The 12796-nt window shown below is 64.2% G+C and carries 13 protein-coding genes; 5 read left to right on the top strand and 8 right to left on the bottom strand.

All coding sequences use genetic code 11. From position 1 onward, the window contains the following. Positions 1 to 17: 17 nt before the first annotated feature. Positions 18 to 1601, bottom strand: a complete 1584-nt coding sequence (locus CN933_RS14375) for a peptide chain release factor 3 (protein WP_018093953.1) — start codon at positions 1599 to 1601, stop codon at positions 18 to 20. A 98-nt stretch (positions 1602 to 1699) separates the two neighbouring features. Between CN933_RS14375 and dut the strand changes: the two genes are divergently transcribed. Next, positions 1700 to 2182 carry a dUTP diphosphatase gene (gene dut, locus CN933_RS14370; RefSeq protein ID WP_026168510.1) on the top strand — a complete coding sequence of 161 codons (483 nt, stop codon included), beginning with the start codon at positions 1700 to 1702 and terminating at the stop codon, positions 2180 to 2182. Here the strand turns inward: dut and CN933_RS14365 are convergent. After that, a complete protein-coding gene (locus tag CN933_RS14365; RefSeq protein WP_003527801.1) occupies positions 2175 to 2612 on the bottom strand; it encodes an Lrp/AsnC family transcriptional regulator in 438 nt (145 codons plus the stop codon). The two genes, dut and CN933_RS14365, sit on opposite strands and share 8 nt — an antisense overlap. Positions 2613 to 2747: 135 nt before the next feature. Between CN933_RS14365 and CN933_RS14360 the strand changes: the two genes are divergently transcribed. Beyond that, the gene (locus CN933_RS14360; protein WP_018093951.1) at positions 2748 to 3662 is read left to right on the top strand and encodes a DMT family transporter; all 915 of its coding nucleotides are present in this window, start codon (positions 2748 to 2750) and stop codon (positions 3660 to 3662) included. On the opposite strand, the gene CN933_RS14355 is transcribed toward CN933_RS14360, so the two are convergent. Then, complete coding sequence (locus CN933_RS14355; RefSeq protein WP_026168509.1) at positions 3659 to 4291, bottom strand: LysE family translocator; 633 nt, start codon at positions 4289 to 4291, stop codon at positions 3659 to 3661. The two genes, CN933_RS14360 and CN933_RS14355, sit on opposite strands and share 4 nt — an antisense overlap. A 163-nt stretch (positions 4292 to 4454) precedes the next feature. Between CN933_RS14355 and CN933_RS14350 the strand changes: the two genes are divergently transcribed. Together CN933_RS14350 and cysK are read left to right on the top strand one after the other, a co-directional pair. Further along, entirely contained in the window at positions 4455 to 5072 is a 618-nt protein-coding gene (locus tag CN933_RS14350; protein ID WP_018093949.1) for a LysE family translocator, read from the top strand. 137 nt (positions 5073 to 5209) lie between these two features. Continuing rightward, the gene (gene cysK, locus CN933_RS14345) at positions 5210 to 6178 is read left to right on the top strand and encodes a cysteine synthase A (protein ID WP_018093948.1); all 969 of its coding nucleotides are present in this window, start codon (positions 5210 to 5212) and stop codon (positions 6176 to 6178) included. A 191-nt stretch (positions 6179 to 6369) separates the two neighbouring features. On the opposite strand, the gene CN933_RS14340 is transcribed toward cysK, so the two are convergent. The 4 genes from CN933_RS14340 to rsmI form a co-directional block, all read right to left on the bottom strand. Then, positions 6370 to 7902: a YifB family Mg chelatase-like AAA ATPase gene (locus CN933_RS14340; RefSeq protein ID WP_018093947.1), complete on the bottom strand. Its 1533-nt coding sequence runs from the start codon at positions 7900 to 7902 to the stop codon at positions 6370 to 6372. 183 nt (positions 7903 to 8085) lie between these two features. After that, positions 8086 to 9033, bottom strand: a complete 948-nt coding sequence (gene gshB / locus CN933_RS14335; protein WP_026168508.1) for a glutathione synthase — start codon at positions 9031 to 9033, stop codon at positions 8086 to 8088. Between the two features lie 191 nt (positions 9034 to 9224). Then, positions 9225 to 9593, bottom strand: coding sequence for a YraN family protein (locus CN933_RS14330; protein ID WP_018093945.1), 369 nt, complete (start codon positions 9591 to 9593; stop codon positions 9225 to 9227). After that, positions 9583 to 10545, bottom strand: coding sequence for a 16S rRNA (cytidine(1402)-2'-O)-methyltransferase (rsmI, locus tag CN933_RS14325; RefSeq protein WP_026168507.1), 963 nt, complete (start codon positions 10543 to 10545; stop codon positions 9583 to 9585). Before rsmI ends, CN933_RS14330 begins: the two co-directional genes overlap by 11 nt. A 242-nt stretch (positions 10546 to 10787) precedes the next feature. Here rsmI and dnaN point away from each other — a divergent pair, with 242 nt between their 5' ends. Beyond that, entirely contained in the window at positions 10788 to 11906 is a 1119-nt protein-coding gene (dnaN, locus tag CN933_RS14320) for a DNA polymerase III subunit beta (protein ID WP_018093944.1), read from the top strand. 436 nt (positions 11907 to 12342) lie between these two features. Here dnaN and CN933_RS14310 read toward each other — a convergent pair whose 3' ends face one another. Then, a complete protein-coding gene (locus CN933_RS14310; RefSeq protein ID WP_018093942.1) occupies positions 12343 to 12621 on the bottom strand; it encodes a helix-turn-helix domain-containing protein in 279 nt (92 codons plus the stop codon). Between the last annotated feature and the right edge of the window lie 175 nt (positions 12622 to 12796).

Genomic DNA, 12796 nt, shown 5'->3' with positions numbered 1-12796 from the left:
ATCCGGCGCAGGCGCGATCACGCCGCCTTGGCGACGTGATACTCCTTGATCGCCACCATCTTGACCGCCGGATAGCGCTCCGATTCGTAGCGCAGCGAGAACCCGTCCTGCGCCAGGTACACCGGGTCCCCGTCAAGGTCCCGCGCAATGTCGCCGCGGTGGGTCGCGATGAACTTTTCGAGTTCGGCCGGGTTCTCGGCGGAGATCCAGCGGCAGATGGAGAAGCGGGACATCTCGAAGGAGACCGGCAGACTGTATTCCGCCTGCAGGCGTTCCTTGAGAACGTCAAGCTGGAGCGCGCCGACGACGCCGACGATCGCAGGCGCGCCGTCGTCCGGAGAAAAGAGCTGCACGACGCCCTCTTCCGCCATCTGCTGCAGCGCCTCTTTCAGCTTCTTCGCCTTCATCGCATCTTCCAGCCGGACGCGGCGGAGAATTTCCGGTGCGAAGTTCGGCACGCCCTGGAAGACGAGCGGCTCGCCCTCGGTCAGCGTATCGCCGATCCTGAGCGTGCCGTGGTTCGGGATGCCGACGACGTCGCCGGCGAAAGCCGTATCGGCGAGCTGGCGCTGCGAGGCGAAGAAGAACTGCGGCGCCGTCAACCCCATCTGCTTGCCGGTGCGCGAAAGCCGCGCCTTCATGCCGCGCTCGAGCTTGCCCGAGCAGACGCGGACGAAGGCGATGCGGTCGCGGTGGTTCGGGTCCATGTTCGCCTGGATCTTGAAGACGAAGGCGGTCATTCTGTCGTCCGTCGCCTCGACGGTGCGGATGTCGGCAACCTGGGCCCGCGGCGGCGGCGCGAAGTCGGCGAGCCCATTGATCAGGTCGCGCACGCCGAAGTTCCGCAGCGCCGAGCCGAAGTACACCGGCGTGAGGTGCCCTTCGAGGAAAGCCTTACGGTCGAAGGGCTTGCAGGCCTCGATCGCCAGCGACGCTTCTTCGATGAACGTGTCGCGTTCGTTCTCGGGCAGACGGTGCGAAGCCATTTCCGGATCGTTGACCTTTGTCAGCCGCTCCTGCGTGTCGGCGCCGCGCACCTCGTCGGTGGCAAGATGATAGGTGCCGCAGAAGGTCTTGGAGCGTCCGATCGGCCAGGTGACCGGCGCGCAGTCGAGCGCCAGCTTCTGCTCGACCTCGTCGAGGATTTCGAAGGGGTCGCGGCTTTCGCGGTCCATCTTGTTGACGAAGGTGATGATCGGGATATCGCGCAGGCGGCAGACCTCGAAGAGCTTGAGCGTGCGCGGCTCGATACCCTTTGCCGCGTCGATCACCATGACAGCCGCATCGACCGCCGTCAGCGTGCGGTAGGTGTCGTCGGCAAAGTCCTCGTGACCGGGCGTATCGAGCAGGTTGAAAACAGTATCGTTATATTCGAAGGTCATCACCGAGGTGACGACGGAGATGCCGCGCTCGCGCTCGATCTTCATCCAGTCCGAGCGGGTCTGGATGCGGTCCTTCTTGGCCTTGACCTCGCCGGCGAGCTGGATCGCGCCGCCGAAGAGCAGAAGCTTCTCGGTGAGCGTCGTCTTACCGGCGTCCGGGTGCGAAATGATCGCAAATGTGCGGCGGCGGGAGACCGCCTCGGCAATGCTTTCGGCCATGATCTGAGTATCCTGTGAGTTGCGGCGTCCTTTACAGGCTCGGGGGCCAATATGCAATTGACTGCGGCAAGCCCGGCCGTGCTTATGACGGAATGACCATGCACACGCCCGAAAATCGACCTGCCCCGACTCCCGGCCTCACCCTGGTCCGCCTGCCTCATGGCGAGGGTCTCGACCTGCCGGCCTACGAGACCGCGGGTGCAGCCGGCATGGACCTGCGCGCGGCCGTGCCGGCCGAGGACCCGATGACGATCCGGCCGGGAGACCGCGCATTGGTCCCAACGGGCTTTATCTTCGAGATCCCCGCCGGTCATGAAGGACAGATCCGGCCACGCTCCGGGCTGGCCTTCAAGCACGGCATCACCTGCCTCAACACGCCGGGCACCGTCGACAGCGACTATCGCGGAGAGGTGAAGGTGCTGCTCGTCAATCTCGGTGCGGAGGACTTCGCGGTCGAGCGCGGCATGCGTATCGCCCAGATCGTGATCGCCCCGGTGACCCAGCTGGCGATCCGCGAGGCAGATGGCGCGACGACGACAGCGCGCGGGGCCGGCGGCTTCGGCTCGACCGGAACTAAATAAGCGGCGGCAGGCGCCGCTTGACCGGCGAGGATTTGACGATCGACGTGTTCGTCTGCGCCTTTTCCGCGATGCGATCGAGGATCGTGTCGAGTTCCGCCATGTCGCGCACCAGCATCTTGGCGATGAAGCAGTCGTCCCCCGTGACCTTGTCGCATTCGATGAATTCGGGCGTTTCCTGGATCAGCCTTTCGACGATATGCAGCATGCCCGGCATCGGCCGGATGCGGACGATCGCCTGCAGCGGATAGCCGAGACGCGCCGGATTGACCGAGATGGTGAAACCATCGAGCACGCCGCGCTCCTCGAGCTTGCGCAGCCGCTCCGCCGCGCTCGGCGAGGAAAGGCCGGCCTCCTGCGCCAGCTCCTTCAACGACACCCGGGCATTGGCGGCCAGAATTTCGAGAATGCGGCGGTCGAGCTCGTCCAGCATGCAACTTCCTCGTAAGTCAATTTAGCCTTATCGCCTTAATCTGTTAGGTATCCTCCCATAATTTCCTCTCAAAATCCATATCCCTGCGCCACCAGGCTCATTATTCTTGCAGCATAATGGATGGAGCAAAAGGCCATGGATAAGGACATACGGCGCGGAAGCGCGGAAATGACGGCGGCGATGCTGATTTCGGGAACGATCGGCTGGTTCGTTCTGATGTCGGGCCAGCCGGTCGCGGGCGTCGTCTTCTGGCGTTGCGTGTTCGGGGCTGCGACGCTCGCCGCGCTTGCGGCGGTCTTCGGCCTCATCGACCTGAGACATTTGCGGATGAAGGTCATCATTCTTTCCGCTCTGGGCGGCGTCGCGATCGTCGTGAACTGGCTCCTGCTCTTCGCCGCCTATCCCCGCGCCTCGATCTCCATCGCGACCATGGTCTACAACACGCAGCCCTTCATGCTGCTCGGCCTCGGTGCGCTCTTTATCGGAGAGAAGATCACCGCCAGCAAACTCCTCTGGCTCTCGCTCTCCTTCGCGGGCATGATCGCGATCGTCCTCGCCAAGCCCGCGGGCACTTATGAGCCCAGCGACTATCTCACCGGGATAGCACTGTCGCTCGGCGCCGCCTTCTTCTACGCCATCGCGGCGCTCGTTACCAAGCTCCTCAAGGGTACGCCGCCGCATCTGATCGCGCTGGTGCAGGTCATCACCGGAGCGGCCATGCTCGCCCCCTTCGCCCTCGCCGCGCCGCTGCCGCAGGGAACGCTCCAGTGGACGCTGCTCCTGACCGTCGGCGTGGTTCATACCGGCATCATGTATATTCTGCTTTACGGCGCCATACAGAAGCTGCCGACCCACATGACCGGCGCCCTTTCCTTCATCTATCCGGTGGCCGCGATCCTGGTTGACCGCATCGCGTTCGGACACGCTCTGCAGCCGGTGCAGATCGCGGGCTCGGTCGCGATCCTCATCGCTGCCGCGGGCACCAATCTCGGCTGGACCCTTTGGCCATCGTCATCGTCCGCCAAGCGTCCGGCGGAGGAAAGCCTCTAACGCCGGGCCTCCGAGGCCATGCTGATGGCAAGACCCGCCAGCGCCGTGCTCATGAGCCAACGCTGCACCAGCACGAAGGACGGCCGACCGGAGAGGAAGGCGGCCACCGCTCCGGCGGTCATCGCGATCAGCGCATTGACGCTGACGCTGATCGCGATCTGCACGCTGCCGAAGATCAGCGACTGCGCAAGCACGTTGCCGGCCTCGGGGCGGATGAATTGCGGCAGCAGCGACACGTAAAGGATGGCTACCTTCGGATTGAGCAGGCTGGTGAAGAGGCCCATCGCGAAGAGCTTGCGCGGGCGATCCTTCGGGAGGTCCCGCACTTGAAAAATCGAGCGGCCGCCGGGACGAACGGCCTGCCAGGCAAGGTAAAGCAGGTAAAGCGCACCTGCGAAACGAAGGGCGTCATAGGCAAAGGGAACCGCCAGAAGCAGGGCGGTAATGCCGAGCGCGGCAGACACCATGTAACAGACGAAGCCGAGCGCTATGCCCCCGAGCGAGATCAGTCCCGCCCCCGGTCCCTGGCAGATCGAGCGGGAGATCAGATAGATCATGTTCGGCCCCGGCGTCAGCACCATGCCGAATGCGATCAGGGCGAAGCCCAGGAGGTTCTGAATTTCGGGCATGGTGCGCCGGTCTCCCATGTTTTTCCGGAAAGTGTACGGCTCTACCGCCAAGGGCAACGCCGTTCTTGTCACCCGATCAATTTTCGCGCGTAGATGCGGGGGACACCCGGATTTTCCTTTGCGGCAGATTGCGGTACACCCGCCCCTATCAGGAGGAACGATCGTGACACTTGCGGCTCTTCTCGCCTATAGCGGCGCTCTCTTCATCGCCGGCATCATTCCCGGCCCGGGCGTGACGGCGCTCGTTGCCCGAGCCCTGGGATCGGGCTTTCGGGAAACCTTCTTCATGGGCCTCGGCCTCATCGTCGGCGACATGGTCTATCTGACGGCGGTGGTTCTCGGGCTCGCCTTCATCGCCCAGACATTCACGACCGCGTTTCTGGTCGTGAAGATCGCCGGAGCGCTCTATCTCGGCTATATCGCCTGGAAGCTCTGGACGGCCGGGCTCCTGTCGCAGAACATCGAGGCGCGGAAGTCGACGAGTGCGGCGCTCTCCTTCATCTCGGGCCTGACGGTCACGCTCGGCAATCCCAAGACGATGCTTTTCTACGTGGCGCTCGTTCCGACGCTGATCGACCTCGCCTCGATAGGGATCCGCGACTACGGCCTGCTGCTCGTCGCGACTTTCCTCGTGCTTCTTGCCGTGCTGCTGCCCTATATGCTGCTTGCGGCCCGCGCCCGCTCGCTCCTGAAAGAGCCGCAGGCGCTGAAGGTCCTGAACCGGGCCGCGGCGGGCATTCTCGCCGGAACGGCCGCCTACATTGCGACCCGCGCGACCTGAAAAAAGATTCCCCCGCCGGCCGCTTCTCAACGGTTTTTTCCTTCAGCATCATCGATCCAGGGCTTTCCCGCTCTGGAAGCAAGCGCGCATAGCTCCTATTGTCGCAGCGACGATTTAAAAAACGAAGGGAGAAACCTATGCCTGAAGCGCGCAAGCCCGGCCGCGGCCGCGTCTTTTCTTCGATCACCGAGACGATCGGCGACACTCCCATCGTGCGGCTGGACAAGCTCGCCAAGGAAAAGGGCGTGAAGGCGAACCTGCTCGCCAAGCTCGAATTCTTCAACCCGATTGGCTCCGTCAAGGACCGCATCGGCGTCGCGATGATCGAATCGCTCGAGGCGCAAGGGAAGATCACGCCCCGCCGCACGACGCTGGTAGAGCCGACTTCGGGCAATACGGGCATAGCACTCGCCTTCGTCGCGGCCGCCAAGGGCTACAGGCTGATCCTCACCATGCCCGAGACGATGTCGGTCGAGCGCCGCAAGATGCTGACGCTTCTCGGCGCCGAACTGGTGCTGACGGAAGGCGCCAAGGGCATGAAGGGCGCAATCGCCAAGGCCCAGGAACTCACCGAGACGCTGCCCGACGCGATCATTCCGCAGCAGTTCGAAAACCCGGCCAATCCGGAAATCCACCGCACGACCACCGCCGAGGAGATCTGGAACGACACGGAAGGCGCAGTCGACATCCTCGTGTCCGGCATCGGCACCGGCGGCACCATCACCGGTGCCGGCCAGGTGCTTAAAGCCCGCAAGCCGTCGGTCAAGGTGATCGCCGTCGAGCCCGAAGAATCCCCTATCCTTTCCGGCGGCGCCCCGGGTCCGCACAAGATCCAGGGTATCGGCGCCGGTTTCGCACCGGCGATCCTCGACACGAGCGTCTATGACGAAGTCGTCACGGTAAATGCCGGCGAGGCCATAGAGGCGGCGCGGCTCGTCGCAAGACTCGAAGGCGTGCCGGTCGGCATCTCCGCCGGTGCCGCGCTCCAGGCGGCGATAGAGGTGGGACAGCGCGGGGAAAATGCCGGCAAGAATATCGTCGTGATCATACCGTCCTTTGCCGAACGATATCTTTCGACGGTGCTGTTCGAGGGATTGGGAGCGTAGCGCCGGAGGTGCCGGCGAGCGCCCCTGATCGGCCTGCCGGCCACCTTCTCCCCGCAGGCGGGGCGAAGGGACTCGCGGCAAACCCGCAGCTCCCTTCTTCTCCGTCGAAATGAAATCAAATCGAACTTTCGGCCCCTGACCCGGCCTCTCCCGCGCGTAGGGTGACGGCTTTTTCCATCGACGCCGGCCCCCTACGCGGCGACGGGTAGTCTCTCTCCCGCCACCCTGTAGGAGATCGCTTCGGCGAGATGGATGCGGCCGACCGTCGGCGCCTCGTCGAGGTCGGCGAGGGTGCGGGCGACCTTCAGCACCCGGTGGTAGCCGCGCGCCGAAAATTTCATCTTCTCCGCCGCGTCGCGCAGAAGCTGCAGGCCGGCGGCGTCGGGCTCGGCGATCTTTTCGATCATCGTCGTCGATGAGCGGGCGTTGCTCGTCAGCTCGGGATGACCGAGGCCGGCGAAGCGGTCTCTCTGCAGCTCGCGGGCGCGGGCGACGCGGCGGGCGACGGCGGCGCTCGGCTCGGATGTGCCGGGGCGGATCAAGTCGGCGGCGCTGACAGCCGGGACGTCGACGCGGATATCGATGCGATCCATCAGCGGCCCGGAGATCCGCGCCTGATAATCGGCCATGCAGCGCGGCCCGCGGGCGCAGCTCCGGCCCGGCTCGCCGGCCATGCCGCAGCGGCAGGGATTCATGGCGGCAATGAGCTGGATCGCCGCCGGATAGGTGACGCGATGATTGGCCCGCGCGATGATGCAGGTGGCGGTTTCGAGCGGCTGGCGCAGAGCGTCGAGCGTCTGTGGTGCAAATTCCGGAAGCTCGTCGAGAAAGAGCACGCCGTTATGGGCGAGCGACGCCTCTCCCGGCTTCGCGCGGAAGCCGCCGCCGATCAGCGCCGCCATGGTGGCGGAATGGTGCGGCGCGCGGAAGGGCCGGCGGTCCGAAAGCTTGCCGCCCGGCAATTGCCCGGCGATCGAATGGATCATCGAGACTTCGAGCAGTTCGGCGGGCGAAAGCGGCGGCAGGATGGAGGGGAGCCGCGCCGCAAGCATCGACTTGCCCGACCCGGGCGGGCCGACCATCAGCAGATTGTGATTGCCCGCCGCTGCGACCTCCAGCGCCCGCTTGGCGCTTTCCTGGCCCTTGATGTCGGCAAGATCGGGAAGGCCCTCGGCGGCCGCCCGGACCGCCGGCTCGGGACGGGAGAGCACCTGCGTGCCGCGGAAATGATTGGCGATGGCGATCAGGCTGCGCGGGGCGAGAATATCGATCTCCGATCCGGCCCAGGCCGCCTCGGGCCCGCTTTCCGCCGGGCAGATCAGCCCCTTGCCGAGCGCATTCGCGCCGATCGCCGCCGGCAGCGCGCCGGCGACGGCTGCGATGGTACCGTCGAGATTGAGTTCGCCGATAACGACATAGCCGGACAGCGCGTCCGCAGGCACAGCGCCGAGCGCCGCCATCAGGCCGAGCGCGATGGCGAGATCGAAATGACTTCCTTCTTTCGGTAGGTCCGCCGGCGCCAGATTGACGGTCACCCGCTTGGCGGGAAGCGCCAGTCCCGATGCATGAAGCGCCGCCTGGACGCGCTCGCGGCTTTCGGCCACCGCCTTGTCCGGCAGTCCGACGATCTGCATACCGACCTTGCCGGGTGCAACCATCACCTGGACGTCGACCGGAACGCCCTCGATACCCTGAAACGCAATCGTGCTGACGCGCGCGACCATACTGCCCCCTGATTTCGAGCGGAGCGCGGAGGATCATCGTCCTTCCGCAATCCCGCTCCAGCACGGCGGCCCACACACGCCGTCACAACCAAAACCGGTTGCAACCGCAAATCTTGCACGGAATACGCTCGAAAACAAGAACAATAATAGAACATCAAGAGCGAGAGTGGCGGCTCGTAAAGATCAGGCGCGCTTCTTCTCGATCGCGTCCCAGAGCAGGCTTGCGACATCGGCACCGCCGAACTTCTTCACCTCGCGGATGCCGGTCGGCGAAGTGACGTTGATCTCGGTCAGGTAATCGCCGATCACGTCGATGCCGACGAAGAGGAAGCCGCGTTCCTTCAGCGCCGGGCCGATGCGGTTGCAGATCTCCCGCTCGCGCGCCGTCAGGTCGGTTGCCTCCGCGCGCCCACCCACATGCATGTTGGAGCGCGAATCGTGCTCGGCCGGAACGCGATTGATCGCGCCGACCGGCTCGCCGTCGACGAGCAGGATGCGCTTGTCGCCCTTGCGCACCGCCGGCAGATATTCCTGGGCGATATAGGGCTCGCGGAACATCTGCGCGAACATTTCGAGGAGCGACGAGAAATTGCGGTCGTCACGGGCGGAGTGGAACACGCCGGCGCCGCCATTGCCGTAGAGTGGTTTCAGGATGATGTCGCCCATCTCCTGGCGGAAGCGGGCGATCTCGTCCGGGTCGCGAGTGATCAGGGTCTTGGGCATCAGATCCGGAAACTCGGTCACGAAGATCTTCTCAGGCGAGTTCCTGACCCAGGCCGGATCGTTGACGACCAGCGTCTTCGGGTGCAGCCGTTCGAGCAGATGCGTCGAAGTGATATAGGCCATGTCGAATGGCGGATCCTGGCGAAGCAGGATGACGTCCATGGTCGAAAGATCGATCCGCTCCTCTTCGCCGAGGGTGAAGTGGTCGCCCTTGACGTCGCGCAACCGCATCTGCTGCGCGGTCGCATAGACCCTGCCGTCCCGGAGCGACAGCTTTTCGGGCGTGTAGTGGAACAGGCGGTAGCCTCGGGCCTGCGCCTCCAGGCTCATCGCGAAGGTCGAATCGCCCGCAATGGTGATGCCCGAAACATGGTCCATCTGGACCCCGACATTGACGATTCCTGCCATTTTCCCGTTCCCGATTGGATCCACGATGCGCATAGTTCCTTCGACCGGCGCCGGTCAGAAATCGAATTATACGGCAATTCGACGCGATGCTCCGCCCCTCGTATTCGCGACGAGGCGGCACCGCCGAAAAGCCCGCAAGATGTAGAATGCGTACCGTGGTTAGGCAAGAAGGCTCCTGCCGCTCCCGCCTATCAAAAGGCGTCCGGCAGGTGTCGCGGCCAACGCCACGGCGCTACGGCGACAATGTCGTATCGCACCGACAGGCGGTGGAAATCGCCCTGACGCGACAGCCAGAGATCGCTTGCCGCCCGGATGCGCCGTTGCGCCGTGTCGGTCACGGCGAAGACCGCATCGTCCAGGCTCATCCGGGCCTTTACTTCGACGCAGGCGACCAGGTCGCCGCGCCGGGCGATGATGTCGATCTCGCCGAGCCTGGTGCGATAGCGCATGGCAACGATGCGATAGCCCTTGAGCATCAGGCAGAGTGCGGCGCGGTATTCGGCGATGTGGCCCCGCTTCAGCGCCTTCAGCTTGCGGGTGTCCGGTCGCTCAGCCTTCATCGCTATCCTTGAGATGAAGGAGCCGGTCGTAAAGCTCCTTGCGCGCCAGCCCCGTGCGGCGCGCCGCCTCGGTCGCGGCCTTGCCCATCGGCAGGTCGCGGGCGAGTTCCTTGAGCAAGGCGTCGACGTCGGCCGCCTCCGGCTGGGGCTTTGCCTCCGGCGGACCGATCGCGAGGACGATCTCGCCTTTCACATTGGCGCTTTCGTCGTAACTCGCCGCGAGTTCGCCGAGCGTTCCGCGGCGGAACTCCTCGAAGGTCTTGGTCAGTTCGCGGCAGACGGCCGCCCTCCTGTCTGCGCCGAGGACCTGCGCGGCAGCAGTGACGGTCGCGGCAATGCGATGCGGGGACTCGAAGAAGATGAGAGTGGCGGGAACGGACGCGAGTTCGGCGAGCCGGTCGCGCTTCGCCTTGTCCTTCACCGGCAGAAAGCCTGCGAAGAGGAAGGCATCGCTCGGCAGGCCGGAGCCGACGAGGGCGGCAAGCGGCGCCGAGGGGCCAGGTATGGGAACGACCCGGTATCCCGCCTCGACCGCCTGCTGCGCCAGGCGGTAGCCCGGATCGGAGACGAGCGGCGTACCGGCATCGGAGACGAGCGCCACCGATTTCCCATCGCCGAGTGCCGCAAGCAGCCGCGGCCCCGCCTCGGCGGCATTGTGCTCGTGATAGGCGGTGGGCCGATTGACGATACCGTAGCGGTCCAGCAGCACCCGCGTCACCCGCGTGTCCTCGCAGGCGAGCACATCGGCCCCCGCAAGCGTCTCGAGGGCTCTCAGCGTGATGTCGCCGAGATTGCCGATCGGCGTTGCCACGAGATAAAGGCACGGCTCCAGCGGGCGCGCAGGAATGTTGATATCGTGCAGGCGAAAACCGCGCCGCCGTTCCTTTTCGGATGCATCCGTGGATTGCTGCTTTTGCAACGCCGCCTTCCCAATCACTCCCGGCCCGATCATTCCGATCGACCATTCCGGCCAAGCCGGGTTCGCGCCCTTTATGAGTGAGCGGGGAGCCCGGGGCAAGGGCGGGCGCGCCTGCAGTCTCGCATTTGGGGAAGAGGCCTCAAAACCCCTTGCTTTTGCGGCTCTCTTTCTGCCATTTTGCCGGTCCACATCCTTCCGGCCGAGCGGCCGGGCACGCAGTTGACGCCGCGGCGGTCCCCTCGCCCGCGCGGCAATGGTTGAAAGCGGTAGCATCCATGCGTATTACTCTCGAGCGGTCCAACCTTTTGAAATCGCTGAACCATGTCCACCGCGTGGTCGAACGGCGAAACACCATCCCGATCCTTTCGAACGTGCTTTTGCGCTCCGACGGCGCCAGCCTCGAAATGAAGGCGACCGACCTCGACCTGGAGATCACCGAGGCGACGCCTGCGCAGGTGGAACAGGCCGGCGCCACCACCGTTCCGGCGCATCTGCTCTACGACATCGTCCGCAAGCTGCCGGACGGCTCGGAGGTGCTGCTGGTCACCAATGCGGAAGGCACGGCGATGACGGTCGCCTCCGGCCGCTCCAAGTTTTCGCTGCAGTGCCTGCCGCAGTCGGATTTTCCCGATCTGACCGCCGGCACGTTCTCGCACTCCTTCCGCCTGAAGGCGCCCGATCTCAAGATGCTGATCGACCGCACCCAGTTCGCCATCTCGACGGAAGAGACACGCTACTATTTGAACGGCATCTTCGTGCACACGGTCGAGAACAACGGCGACCTGAAGCTGCGCGCCGTCGCGACCGACGGCCACCGGCTCGCCCGTGCGGATGTCGAAGCGCCCTCCGGCTCCGAGGGCATGCCCGGCATCATTATTCCGCGCAAGACCGTCAGCGAGCTGCAGAAACTGCTCGACAATCCGGACGTGGTGGTGATGGTCGAGGTATCGGACGCGAAGATCCGCCTGACGATCGGCTCCATCGTCATGACGTCGAAGCTGATCGACGGAACCTTCCCAGACTATCAGCGCGTGATCCCCGCCAGCAACGACAAGGAACTGCGCGTCGATTGCCAGTCCTTCTCGCAGGCCGTCGACCGTGTCTCCACGATCTCTTCCGAACGCGGCCGCGCCGTGAAGCTTGCGCTTGCCGACGGCCAGATGACGCTGACCGTGAACAATCCGGATTCCGGCAGCGCCACCGAAGAACTGCCGGTCGGCTACGAAAGCGATCCGCTGGAGATCGGGTTCAACGCCAAATATCTGCTCGACATCACCGGGCAACTGACCGGCAGCGAGGCGGTCTTCCTGCTGGCCGATCCCGGTTCGCCGACGCTCGTGCGCGATCTTGCCGCGGAGGATGCGCTCTACGTGCTGATGCCGATGCGAGTCTGAGGCGCGTTGAGATTCATCTTGAGGTTATGACGGCCGCTGCGAGATGGATTATGGCGTTGAAGCTCTGGTCGGTTTTGTCGGCACGCATGGCTCGATGCGCTTGAATTCCTTGAGTACCGACTGCGCGGCGTACTGCATGGTTCCCTTGATCGTTGCCGATCAAGGACAAAAACATGCAGCAGATCGAAGTGCTACAACGACCGTTGCGCGTCTGATAAGACGCGCGGCGCTGTAGGAATCGTATCGGAGGACTGCACTCTCTCCTCTGCTCTCGTCTCTGTGCTTGTCACACAGATGAGAGCAGCGCCGCGTCGGCGGCGCGGGGAAATGTTCTTTCAGCCCAAGGACTTGGTCTGGCTGGATCCCTATGACGCGCACAGGGATGAGGAAATCAAATAGGCCGCAGCACCGCGCTTAATCGAATTCCGAGGCGCGCTCACGCGACGGCCTGCGCAACCAAATCGGGGTGCTGCGCGATCACGCGCACATAAGCAACGGCAAAATCCGGAGCAGTGGCGCGTGCTTGCTCCCAGTCCCGCAGCGTACCAACGGGAACGCGAAAGCGATTTGCGAACTCCGATTGCGACAAACCAAGCGCGGTCCTTGTCTTGCGAATCAGGCGAGCCCGCTGGCCGCGATTCATTGCTTCGGCCGTCACGTCGAAATCTTCCGCATCGGCCGGATCAGCAGGGGACGTAATATGCTCGTTCTTCACCCTTGTTGCTCCTTCTCACAGATATGAACCGGGGTAAATTATCCCGCCAAACGAACACGCCGGTGAACAGCCTCTCGCCGACGACCCCGACCACCTTGAACCGTTCCTCGCCGTCGATCTCGCGAATGGAGGGGATGATCAAGTGGATCCCCGTCGTCGAAAATACGCAGGCCAA

Source organism: Sinorhizobium sp. M4_45 (assembly GCF_002885915.1).
GTDB lineage: Bacteria > Pseudomonadota > Alphaproteobacteria > Rhizobiales > Rhizobiaceae > Sinorhizobium > Sinorhizobium meliloti_A.
This window is presented reverse-complemented; position numbering and strand designations above follow the sequence as displayed.

Bases quoted from the DNA above. Each gene is read 5' to 3' on its own strand.
- dnaN (WP_018093944.1), top strand. From the start codon at position 10,788: ATGCGTATTACTCTCGAGCGGTCCAACCTTTTGAAATCGCTGAACCAT.
- CN933_RS14330 (WP_018093945.1), bottom strand. From the start codon at position 9,593: ATGAAGGCTGAGCGACCGGACACCCGCAAGCTGAAGGCGCTGAAGCGG.
- gshB (WP_026168508.1), bottom strand. From the start codon at position 9,033: ATGGCAGGAATCGTCAATGTCGGGGTCCAGATGGACCATGTTTCGGGC.
- CN933_RS14355 (WP_026168509.1), bottom strand. From the start codon at position 4,291: ATGCCCGAAATTCAGAACCTCCTGGGCTTCGCCCTGATCGCATTCGGC.
- CN933_RS14365 (WP_003527801.1), bottom strand. From the start codon at position 2,612: ATGCTGGACGAGCTCGACCGCCGCATTCTCGAAATTCTGGCCGCCAAT.
- cysK (WP_018093948.1), top strand. From the start codon at position 5,210: ATGCCTGAAGCGCGCAAGCCCGGCCGCGGCCGCGTCTTTTCTTCGATC.
- CN933_RS14360 (WP_018093951.1), top strand. From the start codon at position 2,748: ATGGATAAGGACATACGGCGCGGAAGCGCGGAAATGACGGCGGCGATG.
- rsmI (WP_026168507.1), bottom strand. From the start codon at position 10,545: ATGATCGGGCCGGGAGTGATTGGGAAGGCGGCGTTGCAAAAGCAGCAA.
- CN933_RS14340 (WP_018093947.1), bottom strand. From the start codon at position 7,902: ATGGTCGCGCGCGTCAGCACGATTGCGTTTCAGGGTATCGAGGGCGTT.
- dut (WP_026168510.1), top strand. From the start codon at position 1,700: ATGCACACGCCCGAAAATCGACCTGCCCCGACTCCCGGCCTCACCCTG.
- CN933_RS14375 (WP_018093953.1), bottom strand. From the start codon at position 1,601: ATGGCCGAAAGCATTGCCGAGGCGGTCTCCCGCCGCCGCACATTTGCG.